Here is a 23,634-nt window from a genome sequence, read left to right as displayed (position 1 = left end):
TTAGAAATCCTTCTAATTCCATCCCCTTCAATGAGTCGAATTCGGCGGGCGATTTTTATTGCCCGATAGACGGCGGCGAACCATTTGTTTCGGCGCCTGCCGTATTCCTGTGGCCGCCGCGGATGCGCGCGGCGGCGTGTCGCCGACTTTATGTGAGGATTGCCATGTTGCATGTAGTTGCCGTGATTACCGCCAAGCCGGGACAGCGCGCCGCGATTTTGAGCGAGCTGAATGCGATCGTGCCCCTGGTGCGCGAGGAAGAGGGCTGCATTGAATACGGCCCGGCTCTGGACCATGCGGATTCTCCGCAGTCGTTTGGGGCGGACAGCTTGGTGGTGATAGAGAAGTGGGCCAGCAAGGCTGCGTTGGACCTGCATCTGGATGCACCGGCGCTGCGGGCCTTCATCGCCGCGACCGAGGGCGCGGTGGCCGGACTGTCCGTGCATGTGTTGAACCCGGCCTAGCCGGGCATACTCGTCCTCAGCCGGCTTTGCCGGCTATTTTTTTGGGCGGAGCTCGGCCAGCGGCGCTTCTATGGGCAGCCGTTGCAACTCGCCGTTGAAAAAGCTGCGTTCGCCGCGGCGCAAGGAGGGCAGTAAGGCTTGGAGGCGGGAGAGTGCGTCGGCGGCTTCCCGTCCGGCGCCCTGTTCATGCAGCAGGAACCAGGCGGCTTCCAGCAATAGATTGGCTTGTTGCAAGGGCGGGAAGGCGGCGTTGCCGGCTAGCTGCTCGTCCAGCGCCAGGACTGCCGCCGAGGACCAGCGGCTGAAGCCCTTGGCCGGGGACAGCGAAGCGTGCAGGGGGTGCAAGGCAGCGATGGCGGTTTCCAGCGCCAGCGGTTGTTGTGCACGGAAGGCGGCCAGGCTGCGCGAGCGCGGCGGCGGGCAGTTGCCGCGCGCGATGCGCAGGATGAAAATCAGGTTCCAGGCGGAGCCGCTGCCGTAGCCGAAACGGTCGCAAATCCATTCGGACAGCCCGAGCCAGCGCATGGCTTGCAGTTGCACCGCGCCCACCTGCTGTTCTCGTTCCGGGTCGATCAAACCTTGCTGCCAGAACAGCCACAAGCACCAACCGATATTGGCGGCCACATGTTGGGCGGCGTCGATCGAATCCGCCTCGTAAGCCGCCTCCAGCGCGCCGCTCAGCGCTTGCAGGGCCGCTCCGGCCTCGTTTTGCTGACGCGCTATGCCCGCGCCGCTGGTGGCGGCGTGCTTGTGCAACAGCGCCATCAGATTCAGGCATTCGAAACGTACCCGCGGGTTGTAGCGGAATACCGGTTGCAGCTCCGGCGAGGTTTGCAGATGCTCCAGCATGGTCTGGGCCGCTTCGGCGTCGCCGTGGGTATAGCGTTCCCAGGCTCTGACGATGCATGCCATTGCGGCGAAAGTCGGGTGGGCGTGGTGGACGCTGCCGGCGTCCAGCACGCGGTCCAGTCGCTTCAGTGCGCTGCGGCTGCCGTCCAACTGGGCGCTGCGGCGCCAGGCCAGGCTTTCCTTCATCAAAGCCAGCGCCTGTTGAAAATCGTCGCCGGCGAATTGGCGCGCAACGTGGAAGGATTCCGCTACCTGACGGCTGGGACGACGCCCGAAACCGTCGTATTCATCGCGGATAGCTTGCGCCATCTGTTGCCAGAAGCGCATATCGCGCATCAGGTAGGACAGGTCGCCGGCCGAGCTTTCCGGCCTCTCCCGGCGCAGGCCAAGAAAGTGTTCCAGCCAATCCCGTTCCACCTCGGCGCCGTCGGCGCGGAAGCGCAGCCGCGACGCCATGCCGGCCGCCAGCCAGAACGGACCGCGGCTGCGCCCGTTCAAGGGCAGGGTTGAGATGGGCTGGCCGTGCGCGGCTCCCCAGCCCGCTTGCACGCCCCAGCGCGCGAAATCGGCGAAAGCGCGCGAGATCAGCATGCGGATATTGTTTTGTCCAGGGAAGCCGAGCCGCAAGGCGGCGGCGGACACCGAGCCGTCGCCGAAATGGTGGGCATGCCAGAGCCGGGCCAGCAGCCAAACGGACTGGCCGCGAGCGGCCTCGCCCTGGACTCGGTAGGGCGCGGATAACTCGATTTCGATGATGTCGGGCGTTTCGATCATGGTGGGGTTGGGTCGCTTGCGGATTGGGCCGAGCAGGGCTCCGGCGGGGCCTGAGGCTGGGGTTGCCGCGGAAGGAATGATTCTACCGCTCCTCATTGATGTTTTGATCGCGTCGGATCGTCGTTTGCTTCGGCCCGGCGGCGTCTCGCGGCTCACCAAAGCCTGTCGATGTCCCCCGGATGAAGCGCAATCTCGCAATGCTCGAAGCGCGCGGCCATTCGCTTGGCCTTATCGCTGAAAAAGCTGGCCATCGTCGCTTTGTCGAATTGGCTGCTGGGAAACGGCGAGGCCGGCGTGCCGCCGATCAATACGGCGCCAGGCAGTTCGCTCCAGCCGCAACGTTGGTAAAAGCGCCGCAGGGGCCGGTCGCAAGTGAAGATGCCGAGATCGGCGCCGTTGGCTTGCATGGTTTCGCGCGCGGAGGCGGCCAGCAATCGCCCCAAGCCGCGGCTGCGATCCTCGGGCTGGGTGACCATGCAGCTGATGCCGCTGGCCTGGAAGTCTTCTCCCGCGTGGCTTAGCCGCTTGCTGAGGATGTCCAGCGCCGACAGTACCCGGCGGCTCTCCACCAGCAACAGCGAGAGCGGGGCGAGCGCCGGATCGTGGATAGGCTCGGGGCTGGTCGGCGGCTCGCCGGGCCAGGCCAGATTTTGCAGCTCCAGCACTTGCATGCGCAGTTCGGCGGGCACTTCCGTTTCGGGAAAGATCAAAATCTCCATCGGCTGGCTCTCCTCGCAATGGACGGGTATGGTCGACCTTCATGATAACAGCGTTGGCGACGCGGCCGAGCCTGAGTCGGTTGGCCGCAACAAGGAGAGCACATGTCCTCACGGTCTCAAGCCTGTTTATGGCTGGATCAAAGCCCAGCCGAGCCGTATTGGCCGCCGCTGACGCAATCGGCGCGCTGCGATGTGGCGGTGATCGGCGGCGGCTATACCGGTCTTTGGACGGCTTACTACCTCAAGCGGATGGCGCCGGAGCTGGATGTGGCGGTGCTGGAGGCCGAAACTTGCGGCTACGGCGCGTCCGGGCGCAATGGAGGCTGGCTGATCGGAGGGCTGGCCAATCAGGATGCCCATTTGCTCAGCCTGGACGGCGAGCAGCGTGAACAAGCGCGGCGGCGGCTGTTCGGCATCGTCGACGAAGTGGCTGAGATATTGGCGCGGGAGCGCATCGATTGCGACTTTGCCCATGGCGGGGTGTTGTACGCGGCGGCGCGCTACCCGGAGCAGGAGGCCATGGGACGGAGTTGGCTGCGCGAGTTGCGGCGGGTGGGGCACGGCGAAGCCGACTTTCGATGGCTGGACCGCAAAGAGGCGCAAGAGCAGCTAGGTGCGCGCGATGTGCGCGGCGGGGTGTTTTCGCCGCATTGCGCGGTGATCCAGCCGGCCAGGCTGGCGCAAGGACTTGCACGGGCCGTGGCGCGGCTGGGGGGGCGGATTCATGAGCGCAGCCCGGTGCGCCGGCTCGTTCCCGGCGTGGCGGGGCTGGACGGCTGCGAGTTGCGCGCCGACGTCATCGTGCCGGCGCTGGAAGGCGCGGCCGGGCAGTTTTCGCGCTTGGGGCGTTGTCTGCTGCCGATGCAGAGCCTGCTGTTGGCCACCGAGCCGTTGTCGCCAGCTCAATGGGACGAGATAGGCCTGACGGATCGGCAGGCTTTCGGCGATTTGAGCCGGATGGTGACTTACGGGCAGCGCAGCGCGGACGGCCGCCTGGTGTTCGGCGCGCGCGGAGGTTACCGGCTGGGCGGCCGCGAGCAATGGGATTTCGATCCGGGCAGCGCTGAGTTCGCTTGGCGCGAGCGTCTGCTGCGCCAGTTGTTCCCGGCGCTGGGCGCTGCGGAGGTTGAATACCGCTGGGGCGGCACCTTGGGCGTGGCGCGCGCTTTCACGCCCTATGCGCTTTACGACCGGCGGGCCGGCATCGCCATGGCCGGCGGCTACGGCGGCGAGGGCGTGGGGGCTGCCAATTTGATGGGGCGCACGCTGGCGGAATTGATCCTGGAGCGGGACGGCGATTTGACCTCCATGCCCTGGGTCATGTCGGAAGGGGGTTTGGAGCAGGTGCGCCGCTGGGCCCCGGAGCCGGTTCCCTGGCTGGGCTATCATCTGGTGCGCAGCGCCTACGCGCTGGAGGAGAGCTTGTGCGCCGGAGGCGCCGCGCCGGCATGGGTCAAACGGAGCGTGGGCAAGTTGGCCGCGGCGATGGAGTCCTTGCTGGCTTGAGGGCGGGAAGGCGATATGGCCGCCGTTCATGTCGCGACGCACTGCCCGTTGTCTGGGTCTGCCGTCAGGCGTTCTCGGTTGAGGGCGTTGTTGATCAATGCGTTGTCCGGGCTGTTCCGTCGGTTCAAGAACCATTGTTATCGCTGAAGGCGTCCGCGTACCCGCCCAGCAACTGGGTTGGCGTCTGGCCGAAGGCCTGGCGGAAGGCGGCGATGAAGGCGCTGGGGCTGTCGTAGCCGCAGCGCCAGGCCGCGACGCCGACTTTTTGGCCGGCCGACAGATATTCCAGCGACTTCAATAGCCGCAGCCGGCGGCGCCAGGCTTGGAAGCTGAGCCCAGTTTGTTCCGGAAACAGGCGGCTCAGGCTGCGCCCGCTGAGGCCGGCCCATTGCGCCCAGTCGTCGCGCGAGCGCGGGTCATCTGGCGCTTCCGTCAAGGCGTCGGCGACTCGGCGCGCGCGCCGGTCTTGCGGCAGCGGGAGGCTCAGACTCAAGGGCGGACATTGTTCCAATTCGTCCAGCAAGACTTCCAGCAGCCGCTGCTCTCTGGGAAGGGGCGGAACGGCGAAGTCCAGCGCGCGCCGCATGATGGCAGGGGGCAGCGCATCGCAGGCGATGGCTTGCGCGCAGGCAGGAAGCCGGACGCAGACCGCCGCGGCAAAGCGCAGGCTGATGCCGTCTATCAGGCCGTGGCGGTGCGAGGCGTGGCGCACGCCGGGAGGAATCCAGACCAAGTGGCCGGGCGGCAGCCAGAACCGGCCGCCGTCGGTGGCGATGCTCAGCACGCCGTGGCGCAGCAAGCTCAGCTGGCCGCTGTCATGGCTGTGCCAGGCGTCGGGGTCGGCGGTGTCGTGAAGGATACGGTTGGCGGCGAGCAGCATGATTTTGGCCTGTTTGAGCTATTTATTGTCATTGTAGCGATAACGCGCCGCCGCAGCAGGGCGTGATACTGGCCATTGTGGCGGCGAGGCATGGGTCGCGCCGCCCTTTGTCGACATCATGTCCCCACTTAAAAGAGCGTGCTCACGATCTCGCGAACATGAGAGAGACAAGGCATTGCGGCTGAGAAAGCGGAGTGTACCGGTGGTGCATGAGCATTTCGAAGGGGTATTCACCGTGCGATGTCTCACGCAGCGCGGCAGATCGTAAACAGGCTTAAGGAGCAAAATCATGCAAAACACCGCCATCTCTGTGGTGAGAGAATTATTTGAATGCGCATTGCTGTGCCCGGAACTGGACGAAAGCCGCTTGGCGCGACTAGTGCACCCGGACTACCGCCAACAGGCGGACGGCCGCAAGCTGGATTACGCGGATTTCGTCAAACACCTGCGCCATCTGAAGCAGGAGTGCAGCCGGGTCGGCCTTGAAATCCTGAGTTGGGCAGAGCAGGGAGAGCGGCTGTTCACCCGCCATTTGGTTACCGCGGACAAGCGGAACGGCGGTCAGGTGCGGATGCTGGTCATCGCCGAGTTCCGTGTGCGCGACGGCGTGGTGCGCTCTTGCGACGAACTAAGCCATATGCTGGGCGGGGCGGCCGAGGATAGGGATCTGGGTTCTCGTTACTGACGACGGATTTGGCCGGGTATATGGCAGCCCGGTCACTTTCGGAGCGGCGGTTATCGATATTCAATGTTACTTGGCCGCATGACTTTTAATTCAGGTGTGCGCGTTCCTTGAATCTCGGCCGTATTGTTTTGAATGCAATGGCACTCCGCTTATCTATTTCCAATGAGATGAATCTTGGAGGGAATGACGGCGCAGCGGTTTATCTGCAAGGATAAAAAAAATGGACCCGACGGGTCCATTTCGATATGGCGGCGATTGAATCAGGCTTCCGGAACGTTCAGCGAGTTGATGCTGAAGCCGGCGTCGACATAAGTGATTTCGCCGGTAATGCCGGAGGACAGATTGGACAACAGGAAGGCGGCAGTATTGCCCACTTCCTCGGTGGTGACGTTGCGGCGCAGACAGGACTGTCCGGCGGCCATGGCCAGCAATTTGGAGAAGCCGGAAATGCCGGCGGCGGCCAGGGTCTTGATCGGGCCTGCGGAAATGCCGTTGACGCGGATGCCGTCCTTGCCCAGGCTGGCGGCCATGAAGCGCACCGAGGCTTCCAGGCTGGCTTTGGCCAGGCCCATCACATTGTAATTCGGGATGGCTCGCACCGCGCCCAGGTAGGACAGGGTCAGCAGCGCGGCGTTGCGGCCTTGCATCATCGGGCGCGCGGCCTTGGCCAGCGCCGGGAAACTATAGGCGGACACATCGTGCGCGGTCTGGAAAGCTTCGCGGCTCAGCGTATCCAAAAAGTCGCCTTCCAGCGATTCGCGCGGGGCGAAGGCGATGGCGTGCACCAGGCCGTCCAGGCCGTCCCATTCCTTGCCGAGATCGGCGAACAATTTATTGATTTCTTCGTCGTTCTGCACGTCGCAGCGGAAAACCAGCTTGGAGCCGAAATCCGCGGCCATTTCGCGCACGCGGTCTTCCAGTTTATCCACCACATAGGTGAACGCCAGTTCCGCGCCTTCGCGATGACAGGCCTGGGCAATGCCGTAAGCGATGGAGCGGTTGGAGATCATGCCGGTAATCAGAATCTTTTTGCCTTGCAGAAAGCCCATTTGGAGTCCTTCTCGGAATAAACAGCTGCGCATTATACCGAAGCCTGGGCGTTTCAGCAGCGGCATTGTCGGCCAGGCCAAGTGGTTCCAGGTGGTATATAAGGAAAGAGCGAAGGGCGGGCCCGGTCGCGCGCTCCGGATTTCCGGTTGCTCCGGCACTCCGCGCTTGCTACCATCACACATCAATTGCAGTAGATGCACCACCAAAATATTTAGCGAGGAAACCATGAGCGATCTCATCCACCACGTAAGCGATGACAGTTTCGATACCGATGTTCTGAAAGCCGACCTGCCGGTACTGGTCGATTACTGGGCCGAGTGGTGTGGTCCGTGCAAGATGATCGCTCCCATCCTGGACGAAGTGGCCAAGGAATACGAAGGCCGCCTGAAAGTGGCCAAGCTGAACATTGACCAAAACGAACTGACGCCGCCGAAATTCGGCATTCGCGGCATCCCGACGCTGATGATTTTCAAAGACGGTCAGGTTGCCGCCACCAAGGTGGGCGCGCTGGCCAAGAGCCAGTTGACCGCCTTCATTGACAGCCAACTGTAAAGCGTCTATTCTCCAGCAAAATCTCAAAACGGGTAGCGATTGACGCGTTGCCCGTTCCATTTTTACGCCACCCTCCGAATTCAGCGTTCCGCTAAATCGTTACCGAGTCGACCTACGGCTGCTATGCACTTATCTGATCTAAAACATCTTCATGTTTCCGAACTCGTTGAAATGGCCATTTCCAACGAGATCGACGGGGCCAATCGACTGCGCAAGCAGGACTTGATCTTCGCCTTGCTGAAAAACCAGGCCAAAAAAGGCGAGAGCATTTTCGGCGAAGGTACCCTGGAAGTGCTGCCGGACGGTTTCGGTTTCCTGCGCAGCCCAGACACCTCCTATCTGGCCGGCCCGGACGACATCTATGTCAGCCCGTCGCAGATTCGTCGCTTCAACCTGCACACCGGCGATTCGATCGAAGGCGAGATCCGCACCCCGAAAGATGGCGAACGCTATTTCGCGCTGGTCAAGGTGGACAAGGTCAATGGCGAGGCGCCCGAGAACTCCAAGCACAAGATTCTGTTCGAGAACCTGACGCCGCTGTTCCCGACCGAACAATTCAAGCTGGAGCGCGACATCCGCGCCGAGGAAAACATTACCGGCCGCATCATCGACCTGATCGCACCGATTGGCAGGGGCCAGCGCGGCCTGCTGGTGGCGCCGCCCAAGTCCGGCAAGACCGTGATGCTGCAGCACATTGCCCACGCCATCACCGCCAACCATCCGGACGCGGTGCTGATCGTGCTCTTGATCGACGAGCGTCCGGAAGAAGTGACCGAGATGCAACGCTCGGTCAAGGGCGAGGTGGTGTCGTCCACCTTCGACGAGCCTGCCACCCGCCACGTGCAAGTGGCCGAGATGGTGATCGAGAAGGCCAAACGCCTGGTTGAGCACAAGAAGGACGTGGTGATTCTGCTGGACTCCATTACCCGTCTGGCGCGCGCCTACAACACCGTGGTGCCGGCTTCGGGCAAGGTGCTGACCGGTGGCGTGGACGCCAACGCGCTGCAGCGTCCCAAGCGCTTCTTCGGCGCTGCGCGCAACGTGGAAGAGGGCGGCAGCCTGACCATCATCGCCACGGCGCTGATCGATACCGGCAGCCGCATGGACGATGTGATCTACGAAGAATTCAAGGGTACCGGCAACAGCGAAATCCATCTGGAGCGTCGCATGGCGGAGAAGCGCATTTTCCCGGCGCTGAACATCAACCGTTCCGGCACTCGTCGCGAAGAACTGCTGATTCCGCAGGATCAGTTGCAGCGGATCTGGGTGCTGCGCAAGCTGCTCTACCCGATGGACGATCTGGAAGCGATGGAATTTCTGCAGGACAAGATCAAGGCCACCAAGTCGAACCAGCAGTTCTTCGACTCGATGCGCCGCTAAGAGTGTTTCAAGCAGAAATGCTCAGCAATGTGCCAGGCTCGCCGCCTGGCATTTTTTTTGCCCGCGTTCGCCGGCGCCGCTTAGGCGGTTGGCGCGCGGGTTTTTTGTTAATAGCGATGGCGGCGCCGACAGAGAGGCCATGATTTGGCCTAAGATGGAGCAAGGATGTCGCCGGAGCGTTGGCCCGGCGAGTGGATGACGGCAGGGGACAATAATATGTGGTCGATGGAGGCGGGAGAAGCGGCCGACTGGATTGCCGGTCGGCTTTCGGCTTATGACTTTACCGGCAGGGTGGGCGATTTCAGTTTCCGGCCGGCCGATGGCGGGCTGCGGCCGGCGGCGGTGCTGGTGCCGCTGGTGTGGCATAGCGAAGGGCCGACGGTGTTGTTGACCCGGCGCGCGGAAAACCTGCCGGCGCATGCCGGCCAGGTCAGCTTTCCGGGCGGCAAGCTGGAGCGGGACGACGGTTCCGCCGAGCGCGCCGCCCTGCGTGAAACGCGGGAGGAGACCGGGCTGGCGGAGAGCCATGTCCGGCTACTGGGGCGTTTGCCGGACTATGTGACGATTACCGGCTTTGTGGTGACGCCGGTGGTGGGGTTGGTGTTGCCGCCGTTCGAGCTCAGCCCAGAGCCGGGCGAGGTGGCCGAGGTGTTCGAAGCGCCGCTGCCGCTTTTGATGGATACCGGGGCCTATGAGCGCCACAGCCATCAGGGGGACGACGGCCAGCTGCGGGCTTATCTATCGCTGGACTGGCAGAGCCACCGCATCTGGGGAGCCACCGCGGCGATGCTGTGGCTGTTGTCCGACGCCTTGGGCGTGGCGGGGCAGGATCGGCCGCCGTTCAGGTCATGTCCAGATCATTGAACAGAATGTTGCGGCCGGCGACCTTGGCTTCGTAAAGCAGGCGGTCGGCGCGCGCCAGCATCAGTTCCGGCGTGTCGTGAGGCCGCCAGTCGGTCAGTCCGCCGCTGAAGGTCACGCTCTGATCCACCAGCGGGAAGCGTGTCTGACTCAATACCACTTGCACTCGTTCCATCACTTTTTGTGCGTCGCGTAGCCTGGTGCAGGGGAAAATCACTAGAAACTCTTCGCCGCCCACCCGCGCGCTGATATCGGTGTTGCGCGTGGTGTCGGTCAGCGCGTTGGCCACGGCCACCAGTACGTTGTCGCCGGCCTGATGGCCATGACGGTCGTTGAATTGCTTGAAGTGGTCAATGTCGAATACCGCTATGGTCATTGATTGGCCGTAGCGTTCGCAGCGGCTGATTTCGTCTTTCAGCATCATGTCGGCGTAGCGCCGATTGTATAGATGGGTCAGCGGATCGGTGGCCGCCATTTCGCTTAGCTGCTGGTTGCTTTCCTGCAATTGCTCCTCCAGCTGTTTGCGGCTGGAGATGTCGTAGAGCGCCACCAGCGTGGACGGCGGGGTGCGCTCGCCCAAGGGCCGCAGGGAGACAATGACCCAGAGCCGGCTGTGGTCCTCCAGTTCTAGCTCTATTTCCTGATTCTCGATTTCCTGGCCGGCTTCCAGCCACTGTTCCAGCGGCTGCAGTCGAAAAGGCAGGTTGAGAATGTCCGAATCTTCCTTGGTCCCCGGCGCGCGCGGCGGCAACTGCAGCATGGCTCGCGCCAGCGCGTTGGCGCGCTGGATGCGGCGTGTTTTGGGGTTGACCAAGAGCAGCGCCAGCGGCGCGGTGTCCAGGATCAGCTTGGCTTCTTCCTCGCTTTGCCGGATCAGGTCCGTGCTACGGCTCAGCAGCGTGTGCTGACGCAGATTGGACAGATAATTGCGCAAGGCCAGCAGCGTCATGCCGGCGATGAACAGCCAGCCCAGCAGCGCCAGCGTCGCCTTTTCCTGCACGGAACGGGTGAAATCCTTGCGGGCGATGCCCACCGCCACTTGAAACGGGTAGCGTCCCGTCTGGCTTTGGCTGTACAGGCGGGTGACGCCGTCGATATTGGACGGCGCGCTGAATTGCGCCTGATTGCCGTCGCGGCTGAGTAGTTTGGCCGGCTGGAGCGGCCGGAACTGCCGTTCCAGCCCCTTGGGCGGTTTGGGCCAGCGCGCCACCATCAGCTGGCGTTGATCCAGCACCAGGATTTCCCCGTGTTCACCTACGGTGACGCGAGAGACTTCGTCCTGGAAAAAATTGTTGGCGATGATGCCGGCGGCCATGCCTATGACATTTCCGCTGTCGTCGCGCAGCTTGCTGGCCAGAACGATGCCGTGTTGCTCGGGGTTGTGTTGGGCGGCGGTGTAACTGTTTTCCGGGTCTTCGTTTCTATGCAGCCAGCGGCAGAATTCATTGTGCGGCTGCCGCACGATGGCGGCCTGGCGGCTAGTGAAGATGGCCTGACAGGCGCTGTCTATGATTTCGATTCGGCTTAGATAGGGCGCCAGCTGCAGTTGCTGTTGCAGCTGTTGATACAGTTTTTGTTGTCCGTCTTCACTGCTTTTGCCGGTGTGCAGCAGGGTTTGGACTTGCGGCAGTTGACTCGTGTTTTGCAGGATCAGCCCGGCTTCGCTGACGCCGGCGGCCAGCCGCTCGGCCAGCAATTGACTGAGGCCGTTAGCCTGTCGCAGCGCGTTTTCCTCTTCCTGTTGGTAGGTGTTGAGCAGTTCCAGAGCCACCAACGCCAGAGTCGCTAGCAGGAAGAAAATGGAGCCCCAGATCGCATAGCGTGCCGGGCGTTTGTTCCGTTTGCGGAGGTTGAAGTCCATGACGCTCGTTATTGGGGGTTATGAACCAGTTATAGCGCTAGGCGGCGAAGTATGACAGGAACCCGCCGCCAGCAGGCGGGTCCGGGGGCGTCAGGCTGCGGTGAATCGCATCGAGAGATCGACGGCTAGGATATCCTTGGTCAGCTTGCCCACGGAAATGCGGTCGACCCCGGTTTCCGCAATCGCGCGCACGGTGTCGAAGTCCACGCCACCGGAGGCCTCCAACAGAGCGCGGCCGGCGGTCAAGCGCACCGCCTCGCGCATTTGCTCCAGCGACATATTGTCCAGCAGCGCCAGCTTGGTGCCATGGCGCAGCGCTTCCTCCAGTTGTTCCAGCGTTTCCACCTCGATCTGCAGGCTGACGTCGGTGGGAGCCAGTTGTTGCGCGGCCCGCAGCGCGGCGGCGATGCCGCCGGCGGCCATGATGTGGTTTTCCTTGATCAGGATGCCGTCGAACAGGCCAATGCGCTGATTGTCGCCGCCACCCACCGTTACCGCGTATTTCTGCGCCAGTCGCAGTCCGGGCATGGTTTTGCGCGTGTCCAGAATCCGGGCGCGGGTGCCTGCCACGGCGTCGACGTAGCGGCGGGTTTCGCTGGCGACCGCGGACAGGGTTTGCAGGAAGTTGAGCGCGGAGCGCTCCGCGCTCAGCAGCGCGCGCGCCGGGCCGGAGATATTGCACAGCACCGCGCCGGCGGCCACTTGCTCGCCTTCGGCGGCCAGCCATTCCACCTGGCAATCAGGGTCAACCTGCCGGAAGCATTCGTCGAACCAGGCCTGACCGCACAAGGTAGCCGCCTCGCGCGCGACCACCCGCGCCGCGCCGGCACTGTGTTCGGGAATCAGCAGGGCGGTCCAGTCGCAACGGCCGATGTCTTCGGTCAGGGCGGCGGCGACGTGCTGGGCGATCAGGTGAGGGGCGGGCAAAGCGGGCATGCGGAACTCTCCAATAAAACGTCATTGTACCCAATGGAGACGGGTTGGTGCGCATGCTCTGGTATCATTCGAAATGGATAATCAAGCCGATAGGTAGGTCATGGATTTGCCCGCATCGTTTTTTCCCGACGCCGCGCTTTGGCTGAGCAATGGCGCGGCTTTGTCTTTGTTGGCGCTGGCGGCGCGACGGGTGGCCTGGCGCGGCTTGCCCTTGCCGGCTTGCAACGCCTGGATGGGCGCCTGCGTGCTGGCGCTGGCCTTGTGGCTGCTGCGCGGCGGCGTGGCGCCGGGCCTGTCCTTCCATTTGCTGGGCGCCGGCCTGTTCACCCTGATGATGGGGCCCTGGCTGGCCTTGCTGGCCTTGGCGCTACCCTTGCTGGCGCTTGCCTTGAGCGGGCAGGCCGATTTGCCGGCGCTGGGCCTGAATTATCTGACCATGATCTTGCCGCCGGTGGCGCTGTCCGCCGCGGCGCTGCGCTTGAGTCAGCGCGTTTTGCCCAGTAATCTGTTTGTTTATGTCTTCGTCAACGGCTTCCTCGCCGGCGGCGCCGGCATGTTCGCCGCCGGCCTGTCCGGCTTGTTGGCCTTGGGGCTGGCCGGCGCCTATCCCTGGGACCAGTTGCTTGAAGAGACGCTTCCGTTCTATTTTTTATTGTCATGGTCGGAGGCCTTCACCACTGGTTTGCTGGCGGCGGTGTTGGTGGTTTACCGGCCGGAATGGGTGGCCACCTTCGACGACGGGCGCTATCTGGGACATAGACGCCGCGCGCCGTGAGAAGGGGTTTACCATCCGCTGCGCGTCGCGAGCGGCGATACGGCGAGTACGGTTTCAGAGTGCTGATGAACCAACTGCGCATTCTGCTTCTTCAACCGCAACGCCTTGTCTCGCTTGGCTCGCAATTTCGTAAGCAGCCTCTGTTAGAGCCTGTTCAAAGTCTCGCGAGCTAGGGCGAGACAAGGCAAAAACGGCTGAAAAAGCGGAGTGTACACACGGTATATGAGCATTTTGAAGCCGCTTTCAACGTCGTATCGCTGAAGTGCAGCAGGCTATGAACAGGTTCTTAGATGCTGGATCAACATAGGAGAATGTTATGCCGTTTGCGTTATGGAGCATCTTGCTGGCGGCTTTGCTGCCATTGATCTGGGCCGGGGTGGCCAAGGCCGGCGCGCGGGTGGACAACCACAGGCCGCGAGAGGCGATGGCCCAAGTCAGCGGTTACCGGCAGCGAGCCAATTGGGCGCAGCAAAACGCCTGGGAGGCGTTCCCAACCTTCGCCGCCGCGGTGCTGGTGGGGTGGGGCATGCATGCGCCGTCGGCGTTTCTGGACGCCGCCGCCGCGGTGTTCATCGCGGCGCGGGTGGCGCACGGCTTGTTTTATCTGGCCGACCAGGCCAGCCTGCGCTCGCTGTCCTGGCTGATTGGACTGCTGACGGTGGTGGCGATCTTCTGCAAGGCCGGCGGCCTGTTCTAGCGCTAGACGGCGTTCAGCCAGCCGTTGGCGCGCAGCGCGGCCTGCACCTGGTCCAAGCCTTTGGTGTGAAAAGCTTGCCAGCCGGCGCGGCGGGCGGCGTCCACGCATTCTATGTTGTCGTCGAAAAAGGCGATACGTTGCGGGGCCACGTCCAGTTCCTGCTGTACATGACGGTATACCTCGTCGTCCGGCTTGCGCAGGCCGATCAGATGGGAGGCGAATAGCCGGTCGAAATGGTGCAGCAGATCAAATTCGCGTTCGATTTTGTCCCAGTGCAGCGCGTTGTTGTTGCTGAGCACGGCCAGGCGATGGCGCGGGCCAAGCTGGGCCAGCATTTCCGCCGCGCCGGGGAAGGCGCCGCGCAGCCAGCTGTCCAGTTGCGCGGTCATTTCCGCCGCGTCGATGTCCAGTCCCAGGTGTTCCGCCATCGCGGCGCTAAACGCTTCCGGCGTGCAGGCGCCGGTGTCCAGCTTGGCGATCCACGGCGTTTCCATCCAGAAGCGCCGGGCTTGTTCCGGATTCAGCTTGCCCTGAGAAAGCCGCACCAGCGGATCGATGCCGTTCCAGTCCACCAATACCCCGCCCAGATCGAATACCAGCACATCTACGCTTGAATTCATCGTTTCGCCTTTTGTCGAGAGCGCGAGAGTTTCGCGCCGGCTGTTTAGAGAATGATGGGTTCCGGCTCCAGTTCCACGCCGAAGCGTTGACGGACTTCCGCGCGCACCTTGTCGGCCAGCGCGCGCATCTGCTCGCCGCTGGCGGCGCCGTAGTTGACCAGCACCAGGGCCTGGCGCGCGTGCACGCCGGCGTCGCCGTCGCGATGGCCTTTCAGCCCGCATTGGTCGATCAGCCAGCCGGCGGCCAGCTTGACCTTGCCGTCGGTAGCCGGGTAGTGCGGCATCGCTGGATGGCGCGCCAGCAGCGCCTGCGCCTGTTCCGCCGGCAGCACCGGGTTTTTGAAGAAGCTGCCGGCGTTGCCCAGCTCGGCCGGATTGGGCAGTTTGCTCGAGCGGATACGGATCACCGCGTCGCTGACGTCTTGCGGCGTGGGCGCGGCAATGCCGGCGGCGTCCAGTTCTTGCTGGATGTCGCCGTAGCCGGTGCGCAGCCGCGGCGCGCGCGACAGGCGGAAGCGCACCGCGGTGACCAGCAGGCGGCCGGCGGCCTCGTGCTTGAACACGCTGTCGCGATAGCCGAAGCGGCAGTCGGCCTTGTCCAGCGTCAGTTCGGCGCCGCCGTGATCAAGGTCGGCGCAGACCACTTGATGAATGTAGTCCTTGGCCTCGACGCCGTAGGCGCCGATGTTTTGAATTGGGCTGGCGCCGACGGTGCCGGGGATCAGGCTCAGATTTTCCAGTCCGTACCAGCCCTGGCTCAGGGTGTGGAGCACGAAGCCGTGCCAGTTTTCGCCGGCGGCCGCTTCGACGATCACGTCGTCGCCGCTTTCCTCCAGCAGGCGGATGCCGCGCAGCCCCAGTTTGACCACCAGGCCGGCATAGTCGCGGGTGAACAGCAGATTGCTGCCGCCGCCCAGCCACAGCACCGGGCCGGCGCGGTAGGCCGGGCTGTCCAGCAGCGCCGGCAGATCGGAGAGCGCGTCCAGTAGGCAGAAGTCGCGCGCGCGCGCGTCCATGCCGAAGGTGTTCAGCGATTTGAGCGGATGATGGTGGCTGTAGCTCAGGCTCATGGCGCCGGTTCCGTTTGAAGTTGTCGATGCAGGCGGCGGCGGCTTTCGCCCGCCAGGTAGCGGGTCAGGAACAGCGCGGCCACGCTCAGGCTGATGACCAGCGCGGTCCAGAAGCCGAACACGCCCATGGGCTTCTTGGTCAGCCAGTCGGTCAGGCCCAGGGTGATGCCTAGGCCCAGGCCTACGCACCAGAACGACAGGATGTGAATGACCATCGGCACCGTGGTCAGCTTGTAGCCGCGCAAGGCGCCGGAGGCGATGGTTTGGGCGGCGTCGGTTAGCTGGTAGACAGCGGCGAACAGCAAGAGGGTGGAGCCCATCGCGATCACGCGCGGGTCCGGCGTGTACATGCGCATGATGGGTTCTCGGAACAGCAGCACCACGAGCATCGCGCAGAAGGCCATGCTCAGACCCAGCAGCAGGCCTACTCCGGAGCTGAAGCGGGCGGCGCGGTAGTCGCCGGCGCCGACATGATGGCCGACGCGCACGGACATCGCGGTGGCCACGCTCTGCGGCAGCATGTAGATGATGCTGGAAAAATTGAGCACGGATTGGTGGGTGGCGACCACCACGGTGCCCAGTTCGGCAATCAGCAGTGCGATGAAGGAGAACAGGCTGACTTCCACGAAGAAGGACAGGCCGATGGGCACGCCCAGCTTGAGGAAGCCGCGGTACATGCGCCAGTCCGGGCCGCGCAGGCGTTCCAGCAGCCGGAACTGGCGGAAATTGCGGTGCCAGCTGACATAGGCGAGCAGGGCCAGACAATTGAACCAGAACACGATGCCGGTGGCCCAGCCGCAGCCGGCGCCGCCCAGCTTGGGCAGGCCGAACAGGCCGTGGATCAGGATGTAGTTGAGCGGAACGTTCAGCGCCAGCGCCAGCAGGCTGACCACCATGATGGCCTTGGGGCGGCCCAGGCTGGACGCGTAGGCGTGCAGCGCGCGGTGGGTCATCGCCGCCGGCATGCCCACCGCGGCGCCGGTGATGAACAGCATCACCTTGTCGATCACTTCCGGCGGCAGGTGCAGCCACAGCCGCAGCGCGGGCTCCAGCGCCACCATCATCGCCGCGCCCAAGAGGCCGATCAGCAGGCCGAACCACAGGCCCTGGCGCGCGGTGTCCTTGAATTTGTCGTGCTCGCCGGCGCCCAGCTGGTGAGCCAGGATGGGATTGAGCGCGGTGACGATGCCCATCAGCGTGACGTAGAAGGTGATGAAAACGCTGGCGCCCAGGGAGACGGCGGCCAGATCGTCGGTGCTGACGCGGCCCGCCATCACGGTGTCGACGAAGGCGGTGGCCACCTGCGCGATCTGAGCGATCATCATCGGCAAGGCCAGCCGGCTGATTTGACGGGCTTCCAGCAGCACGGCCCCGCGCGGGGCGCGATTGATTTCAAACAGCATGGGAGTAGGGCGGGATGGCTCGGAGAACTGGCCATTATACCGGCTGCGGGGCGGGCTTGTCTTTGTCGCGCCATGACAATGGGGCGGCAAGGAGCGGGACGGACGCGCGGAGCGCTCCCGGCGGAGCGGGAGCGGGCGGTGGTGTCAGATCAGAAGCGCGCGGGCGGGTCGCGGCGCAGATCGCAGCTGATCAGCAGTTCGCCGCCAAAGCGGGCGTTGATGCTGAGCGCGTCCACTAGCGAAATATCCCGCACGGTCAGCTGTTCGCCGTTGCGTTCCAGTTCGTAGCCCAGTTCATGGGCGAAATCCGCCAGCTGTTGCAGAGCGGGGGCGTCGGCCGGCGTGAGCGGAGAGGCGCTCAGGCTGCCGCAAAGGGGGCGAGGTCTTCCCACGGCGTCGAAATTGGCAAAAGAGAAATCGGTATAGCTATCTTGCAGGCAGTCGTACATGGCGGTCTCCAGTTGGTTCGGTCGCGGTTGGCGCGCCGGTTCTGGGTTTCGCCGGCGACGCTTTAGCAGGATTTTTGGGCGCCCTGCAAGTTGTCTTTAACTCGGCGCCTGCCGCGCATGCCCGAAACGGATAGCGGGGCGCGGCTCATGCATCGATCCGAAGCGATTGGTTTGCTTAACTGCCTGTACGGGTAAAACAAAACCCGCCTACGACTTAAGAGCGCAAGCGGGTTGACCGGTTTGACGCTTTAGCTGGCATTTGTTAAGCGCCCGCAAGCTGTGTCAAATCGGCGCATGAATGTCAGCCTATGCCTTTGGCTTTTGGCTGTCAATCCCCTTGCGCGGCCTCTGCGCGCCAGTCGGCCAGCCAGCCGCGCCAGTGCGGTTCCGGTTGCGCGGCGACGGCGGCGCGCAAGCTTTGTCTACAGGCTTGATAGGTGGCTGGAGCCAGCGCGCCCTCCACCCATTGCTGGCGCAGCCACAGCAGATGGCAACTGGCGGCCTGGCGCGCATTGTGTTCGGCGAGCGCGCCGGCGTTGCCGGCGCGGTACAGTTCCCAGCGCCGAGGGCCGTTGAGTTCGGTTTCTCCGGGCAGGCCGCACAGACGGGCCAGCTCGCCCAAAGGGGTGGCCAGTTCGGCATGGCCGCCGCTCAGGATCTCGCTCAGCGCGCAATGCGCGTCCGGCGTCCGGCCGGCGCGGAGCTGTTCCGGCAGATGCAAGCCCAGCGCCAGCGCGCGATGGAGCAACACCGGCAGCTCCAGCCGAGAGCCGTCCCAACTGATCAACTGCGCCCGGCTGTCGCGCAGCAGGGTTAGCCAGTCCGTCAGCATCGCGGCTTCGTCGCCGGCATCGACGGCGAGCCGTTGGAAGAGGCGGGTGTGTCCATCCTGCTGCAGTACGCCGGCGATGGCGACCACGCGGTGCAAATGGAAGGGGATGAAATCGGTGCCGCTTTGGGCGCGGCAGCGCTGCAGCACGAAATCGGCGACGTCGGCCTCCCCGATCTCGCCGTCCAGCTCATAGAGCTGGCGGATGGCGGGCACGTTGGGAATGGTCTGAAGATGGAAGCTGAGAGTAGGGCGCACGGGAGGGGTCTTGTCGGAGTCGGCGAATCGGCAGCGATTGTATGCCTATCGTCGATAGGGGGCAATTGGCGGCCGTGGAGGCGGCTATGGGGCGGTATATGGCGGCGAATTGTATTTTCTGCAAAGAATAGGGATATAATCGCCGGCTTGACTACCTACTAGTCTTGCGAATCCTGGCATTCCAAGTCGACTATCTTTCTCATAATGATCCGCAAGTTTATCCGTAAAGTACTGGACCTGCCCGCCGGCATGGGCAAGCGCCGCACCAAGGCGCGCGTGATTCCTCTGCCGCAACACGGCATCCGCCGAGACCAGCTCAGCTCCGCTGCGCTGAAAGTCACCACCCGACTGCAGGAGGCTGGTTTTTCCGCCTATGTGGTGGGCGGAGCCGTGCGCGACTTGATGTTGGGCGTGTCGCCGAAGGATTTCGACGTGGCCACCAACGCGACGCCGGAGGAAGTGCACCGGGTGTTCCGCCGTTCCCGCATCATCGGCCGGCGTTTCCGCATCGTCCATGTGATGATGGGGCAGGAAACCATCGAGGTGACTACCTTCCGCGGCGGCTCCGTGGACGACACTAATGAAACCGGCCGCATCATGGCCGACAACAGTTTCGGCAGCCAGGAAGAGGACGCTCACCGTCGCGACTTCACCGTGAACGCGCTGTTCTACGATCCGTCCGACGAAACCGTCATCGACTATCACCACGGCGTCAAGGACTTGCGCGCCCGCAAGCTGGTGATGATAGGCCAGCCGGCCCGCCGTTATCAGGAAGATCCGGTGCGCATGCTGCGCGCGGTGCGTCTGGCGGCCAAGCTGGGCTTCGATATCGACGACGCCACCCGCAAGCCCATCCGCACCCACGCTCATCTGCTGAAGAAGGAGCCGCCGGCGCGCCTGTTCGATGAAATGCTCAAGCTGCTGATGTCCGGCCAAGCCTACGGCTGCCTGAAGAAGCTGCGCGAAGAAGGCATGGCGCGCGGCGTGTTCCCGCTGCTGGACGCGGTGCTGGACGACAAGGGCGACGATTTGTTCTTGAAGTTGGGCCTGGAAAGCACCGATCAGCGCATCCGCGCCGACAAGCCCGTGTCGGTGGGTTTCCTACTGGCCACCCTGCTGTGGAAGCAGGTGCATCAGCGCTGGCAGAAGCGTGTGAACGCCGGCGACCGCGCGGTGTACGCGCTGGCGCAAGCGATTGCCGACGTGGAGTCCGAGCAGGATAACGACTTTGCCATCCCACGCCGTTTCAGCGTGACCATGCGCGAAATCTGGATGTTGCAGTCGCGTTTCGACAGCCGCAGCGGCCAGCGCGCTTATCGTTTCCTGGAGCAGCCGCGTTTCCGCGCCGCTTACGATTTCTTCGCGCTGCGCGGCGAAGCCGGCGAGGTGGATATGAAGTTGGTGGGCTGGTGGAACGACTTCCAGCGCGCCGACGAGGAAGAGCGCGAGCAGCTGCTGGAAATCGCCAAGGCCAGCGGCGAGCCGGACCCGGCCAAGAAACGCCGCCGTCGCCGTCCCGCCAATCGCCGCAAAGCCGCGGGCGAATCGGGCGGAGAGGCCTAAATGGCGCAGGCTTTCATCGCGCTGGGCAGCAACCTTGAACAGCCGGCGGCGCAAATCCGCGCCGCGCTGGCCGCGATCGCCGCCTTGCCCGATACCGAGCTGACGCGGCAATCCGCTTTGTACCGCACCGCGCCGGTGGGCTATGCCGATCAACCGGATTTCATCAACGCCGTTGCGGAAGTGGACACCGCATTGGCGCCGCGCGAATTACTGCGCAGGCTGCTGGCGATAGAGGCCGAGTTCGGCCGGGTGCGCACCTTCCGCAACGCGCCGCGGGTGCTGGATCTGGATCTGCTGTATTACAGCGGCGTCGCCCAGAGCGACCAAGACCTGACCCTGCCGCATCCGCGCATGCATCTGCGCGGCTTCGTCATGATCCCGCTGGCGGAGATCGCTCCCGATCTGGCGCTGCCGGCGCTGGGCACGGCCGGCGAACTGGCCGCAGGGCTGGCCGATCAGGGCGTGGAGCGCCTCAAAACAACTAGCTAATAAGGAAGCGAGTGATGAGTCAATTGCGTTATGTCGTGGTCGAAGGGCCGATCGGCGCGGGCAAATCCTCTCTGGCGCGCCGACTGTCGGAATACTGGGGCGTGCGCCTGCTGGCGGAAGATCCCGCCGCCAACCCCTTCCTGCCGCGCTTCTACCGCAACTTGCCGGCCCACGGCCTGTCCACCCAGCTGTCCTTCATGCTGCAACGCGCCGAGATGGCCAAGAGCATGCTGGACGGCGAACTGCTGGCCAGCCCGTTGGTGTCGGACTTCCTGTTCGAAAAAGACGCGCTGTTCGCCAAGATCAATCTGGACGAGGCCGAGCTGGCGCTGTACAAGCGCCTGGCGGGGCTGGCGATGCCCGAGCATCCGGTGCCGGATCTGGTGATTTATCTGCAGGCTTCCGAAGAGAACCTGCTGAGCCGGGTGGCCGCGCGGGCGGCGGAGTACGAAGTCAATTTCCCCGAAGGTTATCTGAAGCGCGTGCATCAGGCCTATAGCGAGTTTTTCCATCAGTACGAGGCCGCGCCGTTGCTGATCGTCAATACCGATCATCTGAATCTGGTCGACGGCGACGAGGACTTCGAACTGCTGATCCGCTGCATCAGCGAGGCGCGAGGCCAGCGCAACTATTTCAACAAGAGCGTCTGAGCCGTCGCGCGTTCGGAGCCTGTTTTCCGATTTAGCGAGCTAGAGCGAGACAAGGCCTTGCGGCTGAGAAAACGGAATGTACAAGGGGTGCGTCACCGTTTTCAACGCTGTATCGCTGATGCCCAGCAGATCGTAAACAGGTTTTAAGCGCCCCGCCGGTTGATATGGACGACTGAACGAGGAAGAACGGGCATGAAAATTACCGTCAACACCCTGCAGAAAATGGCGCAGGAAGGGCAGAAGATCGCCATGCTGACCTGTTACGACGCCAGCTTCGCCGCCTTGCTGGAGCAAGCCGGGGTGGAAATTCTGCTGGTGGGGGATTCGCTGGGCATGGTGGTGCAGGGCATAGATTCCACGCTGCCGGTGGCTGAAGAGGAAATGCTCTACCACGTGCGTTGCGTGGCGCGCGGCGCCAAGCAGGCTATGGTGCTGGGCGACATGACTTTCGGCGCCTATCAGGAAAGCCCGCAACAGGCGTTCGCCCACGCCGCCCGCATCATCCAGGCCGGTGCGCACATGGTGAAGCTGGAAGGCGGTGCCTATATGGCCGACACCACCCGATTCCTGGTGGAGCGCGGCGTGCCGGTGTGCGCTCACATCGGCCTGACGCCGCAGTTCGTCAACACCTTCGGTGGCTATCGAGTGCAGGGCAAGAACGAGGAAGACGCGCGCCGCATCGTCAACGACGCCAAGGCGCACGCTGCTGCGGGCGCCAGCCTGGTGCTGATGGAGTGCGTGCCGGCGGAACTGGCGCGTGAGATCACCGAGTCGATTTCCGTCCCCACCATAGGCATTGGCGCCGGCGTCGACGTGTCCGGCCAGGTGCTGGTGTTGCACGACATGCTGGGTGTGTATCCGGGAAAAAAGGCGCGTTTCGTCAAGGACTTCATGGCTGAGGCCGGCAGTATCCAAGGCGCGGTGCAGGCCTATGTGCAGGCGGTGAAGGACAAGTCTTTCCCGGCGGCGGAACATACTTTCTGATCGGCTCTGCCCAGGACATCAAACAATGGAAATCATTCGTACCGTGGCGGAGATGCGCGCCTGGCGTCGCCAGGCGGGCAAGCTCGCCTTCGTGCCCACCATGGGCAATCTACATGCCGGCCATCTGGCTCTGGTCAAGGCGGCGCGCGAACGCGCCGACAAGGTCGTGGTCAGCATCTTTGTCAATCGGCTGCAATTTGGCCAGGGTGAGGACTTCGGCGCTTATCCGCGCACTTTCGACGCCGATTGCGACAAACTGCGCGCCGCCGGCGTGGATGCCTTGTTCTTCCCCGAGGAGCAGGAGCTATATCCGCGCGTGCGCCAGGACTTCAACGTGGAGCCGCCAAATATCCAGAATGAGCTGTGCGGCGCCTTCCGGCCCGGCCACTTCCGCGGCGTCGCCACCGTGGTGACCAAGCTGTTCAACATCGTGCAGCCGGATCTGGCCTGCTTCGGCAAGAAGGACTTCCAGCAGCTGCACGTGATCCGCGCAATGGTGGACGACCTGAATTCGCCGATCGAGATCGTGCCGGTGGACACCGGCCGCGCCGACGACGGTCTGGCGCTGTCCTCGCGCAACGGTTATCTGAGCGCGGAAGAGCGCGCAGAGGCGCCGCGCTTGTACCGCAATTTGACGCAGGTGCGGCAGCGGCTGCAGGACGGCGACCATGACTACGCGGCGTTGGAGCAGGCCGCGCGCGACGATCTGGATCAAGCCGGCTGGATAGTGGATTACGTGGAAATTCGCCAGGCCGACACCCTGGCGGTGGCGCACGCCGGCGAAAAACGCCTGGTGGTGCTGGCGGCTGCCCGACTGGGGCGCACCCGCCTGATCGACAACATCGAAGTGTTCCGCTGATCAGCGGACGAAGGATGCAATCATGCAGCGTAATATGCTCAAATCCAAGCTCCACCGGGTAACCACTACCCACAGCGAGTTGCACTATATCGGTTCCTGCGCGATCGACGAGAACCTGCTGGAAGCGGCGGACATTCTGGAGTACGAAGAAGTGCAGATCTGGAACGTCACCAACGGCGAGCGTTTCGCCACCTACGCAATCAAGGCCGAGCGTGGTTCCGGAACCATTTCGGTCAACGGTTCCGCCGCGCGCCGCGCCGCGCCGGGAGATCTGCTGATCATCGCCTCCTTCGCCCAGTACGAGGCCGCGGAGCTGAAAGATCACCAGCCCAAGCTGGTATTCGTCGACGCCGATAATCAGATGACCGAGGTCAAGGGCGCAACCCCGACGCAGGCGGCCTGATCCGTCTCCGGTTTCGCCCATTAGCGGCCGCCCCAGGGCGGCCGTTGTTTTTTTGTTGCGGCACAACA

The 23,634-nt window shown here is 63.6% G+C and carries 25 protein-coding genes; 14 read left to right on the top strand and 11 right to left on the bottom strand.

Going from position 1 to position 23,634, the window contains the following annotated elements; all coding sequences use genetic code 11:
• Positions 1-164 precede the first annotated feature (164 nt).
• Positions 165-464 (top strand): putative quinol monooxygenase, encoded by a 300-nt coding sequence (locus B0T39_RS07730; RefSeq protein WP_081545556.1) that lies wholly within the window; start codon positions 165-167, stop codon positions 462-464.
• 33 nt (positions 465-497) lie between these two features.
• On the opposite strand, the gene B0T39_RS07725 is transcribed toward B0T39_RS07730, so the two are convergent.
• Both B0T39_RS07725 and B0T39_RS07720 read right to left on the bottom strand, forming a co-directional pair.
• Positions 498-2,087 (bottom strand): hypothetical protein, encoded by a 1,590-nt coding sequence (locus B0T39_RS07725; protein WP_081545555.1) that lies wholly within the window; start codon positions 2,085-2,087, stop codon positions 498-500.
• Between the two features lie 152 nt (positions 2,088-2,239).
• The gene (locus tag B0T39_RS07720) at positions 2,240-2,806 is read right to left on the bottom strand and encodes a GNAT family N-acetyltransferase (RefSeq protein ID WP_081545554.1); all 567 of its coding nucleotides are present in this window, start codon (positions 2,804-2,806) and stop codon (positions 2,240-2,242) included.
• Positions 2,807-2,908: 102 nt separating this feature from the next.
• On the opposite strand from B0T39_RS07720, the gene B0T39_RS07715 reads away from it, so the two are divergent.
• Positions 2,909-4,312, top strand: coding sequence for an NAD(P)/FAD-dependent oxidoreductase (locus B0T39_RS07715; RefSeq protein ID WP_081545553.1), 1,404 nt, complete (start codon positions 2,909-2,911; stop codon positions 4,310-4,312).
• Positions 4,313-4,436: 124 nt separating this feature from the next.
• On the opposite strand, the gene B0T39_RS07710 is transcribed toward B0T39_RS07715, so the two are convergent.
• Positions 4,437-5,192: an AraC family transcriptional regulator gene (locus tag B0T39_RS07710; RefSeq protein WP_081545552.1), complete on the bottom strand. Its 756-nt coding sequence runs from the start codon at positions 5,190-5,192 to the stop codon at positions 4,437-4,439.
• 289 nt (positions 5,193-5,481) lie between these two features.
• Here B0T39_RS07710 and B0T39_RS07705 point away from each other — a divergent pair, with 289 nt between their 5' ends.
• A complete protein-coding gene (locus tag B0T39_RS07705; protein ID WP_081545551.1) occupies positions 5,482-5,877 on the top strand; it encodes a nuclear transport factor 2 family protein in 396 nt (131 codons plus the stop codon).
• Between the two features lie 260 nt (positions 5,878-6,137).
• On the opposite strand, the gene fabI is transcribed toward B0T39_RS07705, so the two are convergent.
• Positions 6,138-6,926: an enoyl-ACP reductase FabI gene (gene fabI, locus B0T39_RS07700; RefSeq protein ID WP_081545550.1), complete on the bottom strand. Its 789-nt coding sequence runs from the start codon at positions 6,924-6,926 to the stop codon at positions 6,138-6,140.
• Between the two features lie 226 nt (positions 6,927-7,152).
• Here fabI and trxA point away from each other — a divergent pair, with 226 nt between their 5' ends.
• The 3 genes from trxA to B0T39_RS07685 all read left to right on the top strand — a co-directional run bounded on the left by trxA (position 7,153) and on the right by B0T39_RS07685 (position 9,723).
• On the top strand, positions 7,153-7,479 hold the full coding sequence (gene trxA, locus B0T39_RS07695) for a thioredoxin TrxA (protein WP_081545549.1): 327 nt from the start codon (positions 7,153-7,155) through the stop codon (positions 7,477-7,479).
• Between the two features lie 123 nt (positions 7,480-7,602).
• Positions 7,603-8,859 (top strand): transcription termination factor Rho, encoded by a 1,257-nt coding sequence (gene rho / locus B0T39_RS07690; RefSeq protein WP_081545548.1) that lies wholly within the window; start codon positions 7,603-7,605, stop codon positions 8,857-8,859.
• A 165-nt stretch (positions 8,860-9,024) separates the two neighbouring features.
• Positions 9,025-9,723: a CoA pyrophosphatase gene (locus B0T39_RS07685; RefSeq protein WP_240937482.1), complete on the top strand. Its 699-nt coding sequence runs from the start codon at positions 9,025-9,027 to the stop codon at positions 9,721-9,723.
• Here the strand turns inward: B0T39_RS07685 and B0T39_RS07680 are convergent.
• Positions 9,701-11,581, bottom strand: coding sequence for a sensor domain-containing diguanylate cyclase (locus B0T39_RS07680; protein WP_081545547.1), 1,881 nt, complete (start codon positions 11,579-11,581; stop codon positions 9,701-9,703). The genes B0T39_RS07685 and B0T39_RS07680 overlap by 23 nt on opposite strands.
• Positions 11,582-11,671: 90 nt before the next feature.
• The gene (nadC, locus tag B0T39_RS07675; protein WP_081545546.1) at positions 11,672-12,517 is read right to left on the bottom strand and encodes a carboxylating nicotinate-nucleotide diphosphorylase; all 846 of its coding nucleotides are present in this window, start codon (positions 12,515-12,517) and stop codon (positions 11,672-11,674) included.
• 100 nt (positions 12,518-12,617) lie between these two features.
• On the opposite strand from nadC, the gene B0T39_RS07670 reads away from it, so the two are divergent.
• Both B0T39_RS07670 and B0T39_RS07665 read left to right on the top strand, forming a co-directional pair.
• Complete coding sequence (locus B0T39_RS07670) at positions 12,618-13,292, top strand: energy-coupling factor ABC transporter permease (RefSeq protein WP_081545545.1); 675 nt, start codon at positions 12,618-12,620, stop codon at positions 13,290-13,292.
• A 316-nt stretch (positions 13,293-13,608) separates the two neighbouring features.
• Positions 13,609-13,989 carry an MAPEG family protein gene (locus B0T39_RS07665; RefSeq protein ID WP_081545544.1) on the top strand — a complete coding sequence of 127 codons (381 nt, stop codon included), beginning with the start codon at positions 13,609-13,611 and terminating at the stop codon, positions 13,987-13,989.
• Between the two features lie 2 nt (positions 13,990-13,991).
• Here the strand turns inward: B0T39_RS07665 and B0T39_RS07660 are convergent, their stop codons facing one another.
• The 5 genes from B0T39_RS07660 to B0T39_RS07640 form a co-directional block, all read right to left on the bottom strand.
• The gene (locus tag B0T39_RS07660) at positions 13,992-14,609 is read right to left on the bottom strand and encodes an HAD family hydrolase (RefSeq protein WP_081545543.1); all 618 of its coding nucleotides are present in this window, start codon (positions 14,607-14,609) and stop codon (positions 13,992-13,994) included.
• A gap of 44 nt (positions 14,610-14,653) precedes the next feature.
• The gene (murB, locus tag B0T39_RS07655) at positions 14,654-15,679 is read right to left on the bottom strand and encodes a UDP-N-acetylmuramate dehydrogenase (protein ID WP_081545542.1); all 1,026 of its coding nucleotides are present in this window, start codon (positions 15,677-15,679) and stop codon (positions 14,654-14,656) included.
• Positions 15,676-17,082: an MATE family efflux transporter gene (locus B0T39_RS07650; protein ID WP_081545541.1), complete on the bottom strand. Its 1,407-nt coding sequence runs from the start codon at positions 17,080-17,082 to the stop codon at positions 15,676-15,678. Before B0T39_RS07650 ends, murB begins: the two co-directional genes overlap by 4 nt.
• A 149-nt stretch (positions 17,083-17,231) precedes the next feature.
• The gene (locus B0T39_RS07645) at positions 17,232-17,531 is read right to left on the bottom strand and encodes a hypothetical protein (RefSeq protein WP_081545540.1); all 300 of its coding nucleotides are present in this window, start codon (positions 17,529-17,531) and stop codon (positions 17,232-17,234) included.
• A 328-nt stretch (positions 17,532-17,859) separates the two neighbouring features.
• Positions 17,860-18,618 (bottom strand): hypothetical protein, encoded by a 759-nt coding sequence (locus B0T39_RS07640; protein WP_081545539.1) that lies wholly within the window; start codon positions 18,616-18,618, stop codon positions 17,860-17,862.
• 204 nt (positions 18,619-18,822) lie between these two features.
• On the opposite strand from B0T39_RS07640, the gene pcnB reads away from it, so the two are divergent.
• The 6 genes from pcnB (at position 18,823) to panD (ending at position 23,566) form a co-directional block, all read left to right on the top strand.
• The gene (gene pcnB, locus B0T39_RS07635) at positions 18,823-20,181 is read left to right on the top strand and encodes a polynucleotide adenylyltransferase PcnB (protein ID WP_081545538.1); all 1,359 of its coding nucleotides are present in this window, start codon (positions 18,823-18,825) and stop codon (positions 20,179-20,181) included.
• A complete protein-coding gene (folK, locus tag B0T39_RS07630) occupies positions 20,182-20,670 on the top strand; it encodes a 2-amino-4-hydroxy-6-hydroxymethyldihydropteridine diphosphokinase (protein ID WP_081545537.1) in 489 nt (162 codons plus the stop codon). It abuts the gene before it with no gap.
• 14 nt (positions 20,671-20,684) lie between these two features.
• Positions 20,685-21,320 carry a deoxynucleoside kinase gene (locus B0T39_RS07625; protein ID WP_081545536.1) on the top strand — a complete coding sequence of 212 codons (636 nt, stop codon included), beginning with the start codon at positions 20,685-20,687 and terminating at the stop codon, positions 21,318-21,320.
• 192 nt (positions 21,321-21,512) lie between these two features.
• Positions 21,513-22,304: a 3-methyl-2-oxobutanoate hydroxymethyltransferase gene (panB, locus tag B0T39_RS07620; RefSeq protein WP_081545535.1), complete on the top strand. Its 792-nt coding sequence runs from the start codon at positions 21,513-21,515 to the stop codon at positions 22,302-22,304.
• 25 nt (positions 22,305-22,329) lie between these two features.
• Positions 22,330-23,163 (top strand): pantoate--beta-alanine ligase, encoded by an 834-nt coding sequence (gene panC / locus B0T39_RS07615; RefSeq protein ID WP_081545534.1) that lies wholly within the window; start codon positions 22,330-22,332, stop codon positions 23,161-23,163.
• 22 nt (positions 23,164-23,185) lie between these two features.
• Positions 23,186-23,566, top strand: coding sequence for an aspartate 1-decarboxylase (panD, locus tag B0T39_RS07610; protein WP_081545533.1), 381 nt, complete (start codon positions 23,186-23,188; stop codon positions 23,564-23,566).
• The last annotated feature ends 68 nt before the right edge of the window (positions 23,567-23,634 follow it).

This window comes from Chromobacterium haemolyticum (assembly GCF_002081825.1).
GTDB lineage: Bacteria > Pseudomonadota > Gammaproteobacteria > Burkholderiales > Chromobacteriaceae > Chromobacterium > Chromobacterium fluminis.
The sequence above is the reverse complement of the archived record's forward strand: the minus strand, read 5'-3'. Positions and strand labels throughout refer to the sequence as shown.

Excerpts from the sequence above, each read along its gene's own strand:
- B0T39_RS07730 (WP_081545556.1), top strand. The coding sequence starts at position 165 with ATGTTGCATGTAGTTGCCGTGATTACCGCCAAGCCGGGACAGCGCGCC.
- B0T39_RS07725 (WP_081545555.1), bottom strand. The coding sequence starts at position 2,087 with ATGATCGAAACGCCCGACATCATCGAAATCGAGTTATCCGCGCCCTAC.
- B0T39_RS07720 (WP_081545554.1), bottom strand. The coding sequence starts at position 2,806 with ATGGAGATTTTGATCTTTCCCGAAACGGAAGTGCCCGCCGAACTGCGC.
- B0T39_RS07715 (WP_081545553.1), top strand. The coding sequence starts at position 2,909 with ATGTCCTCACGGTCTCAAGCCTGTTTATGGCTGGATCAAAGCCCAGCC.
- B0T39_RS07710 (WP_081545552.1), bottom strand. The coding sequence starts at position 5,192 with ATGCTGCTCGCCGCCAACCGTATCCTTCACGACACCGCCGACCCCGAC.
- B0T39_RS07705 (WP_081545551.1), top strand. The coding sequence starts at position 5,482 with ATGCAAAACACCGCCATCTCTGTGGTGAGAGAATTATTTGAATGCGCA.
- fabI (WP_081545550.1), bottom strand. The coding sequence starts at position 6,926 with ATGGGCTTTCTGCAAGGCAAAAAGATTCTGATTACCGGCATGATCTCC.
- trxA (WP_081545549.1), top strand. The coding sequence starts at position 7,153 with ATGAGCGATCTCATCCACCACGTAAGCGATGACAGTTTCGATACCGAT.
- rho (WP_081545548.1), top strand. The coding sequence starts at position 7,603 with ATGCACTTATCTGATCTAAAACATCTTCATGTTTCCGAACTCGTTGAA.
- B0T39_RS07685 (WP_240937482.1), top strand. The coding sequence starts at position 9,025 with ATGTCGCCGGAGCGTTGGCCCGGCGAGTGGATGACGGCAGGGGACAAT.
- B0T39_RS07680 (WP_081545547.1), bottom strand. The coding sequence starts at position 11,581 with ATGGACTTCAACCTCCGCAAACGGAACAAACGCCCGGCACGCTATGCG.
- nadC (WP_081545546.1), bottom strand. The coding sequence starts at position 12,517 with ATGCCCGCTTTGCCCGCCCCTCACCTGATCGCCCAGCACGTCGCCGCC.
- B0T39_RS07670 (WP_081545545.1), top strand. The coding sequence starts at position 12,618 with ATGGATTTGCCCGCATCGTTTTTTCCCGACGCCGCGCTTTGGCTGAGC.
- B0T39_RS07665 (WP_081545544.1), top strand. The coding sequence starts at position 13,609 with ATGCCGTTTGCGTTATGGAGCATCTTGCTGGCGGCTTTGCTGCCATTG.
- B0T39_RS07660 (WP_081545543.1), bottom strand. The coding sequence starts at position 14,609 with ATGAATTCAAGCGTAGATGTGCTGGTATTCGATCTGGGCGGGGTATTG.
- murB (WP_081545542.1), bottom strand. The coding sequence starts at position 15,679 with ATGAGCCTGAGCTACAGCCACCATCATCCGCTCAAATCGCTGAACACC.
- B0T39_RS07650 (WP_081545541.1), bottom strand. The coding sequence starts at position 17,082 with ATGCTGTTTGAAATCAATCGCGCCCCGCGCGGGGCCGTGCTGCTGGAA.
- B0T39_RS07645 (WP_081545540.1), bottom strand. The coding sequence starts at position 17,531 with ATGTACGACTGCCTGCAAGATAGCTATACCGATTTCTCTTTTGCCAAT.
- pcnB (WP_081545538.1), top strand. The coding sequence starts at position 18,823 with ATGATCCGCAAGTTTATCCGTAAAGTACTGGACCTGCCCGCCGGCATG.
- folK (WP_081545537.1), top strand. The coding sequence starts at position 20,182 with ATGGCGCAGGCTTTCATCGCGCTGGGCAGCAACCTTGAACAGCCGGCG.
- B0T39_RS07625 (WP_081545536.1), top strand. The coding sequence starts at position 20,685 with ATGAGTCAATTGCGTTATGTCGTGGTCGAAGGGCCGATCGGCGCGGGC.
- panB (WP_081545535.1), top strand. The coding sequence starts at position 21,513 with ATGAAAATTACCGTCAACACCCTGCAGAAAATGGCGCAGGAAGGGCAG.
- panC (WP_081545534.1), top strand. The coding sequence starts at position 22,330 with ATGGAAATCATTCGTACCGTGGCGGAGATGCGCGCCTGGCGTCGCCAG.
- panD (WP_081545533.1), top strand. The coding sequence starts at position 23,186 with ATGCAGCGTAATATGCTCAAATCCAAGCTCCACCGGGTAACCACTACC.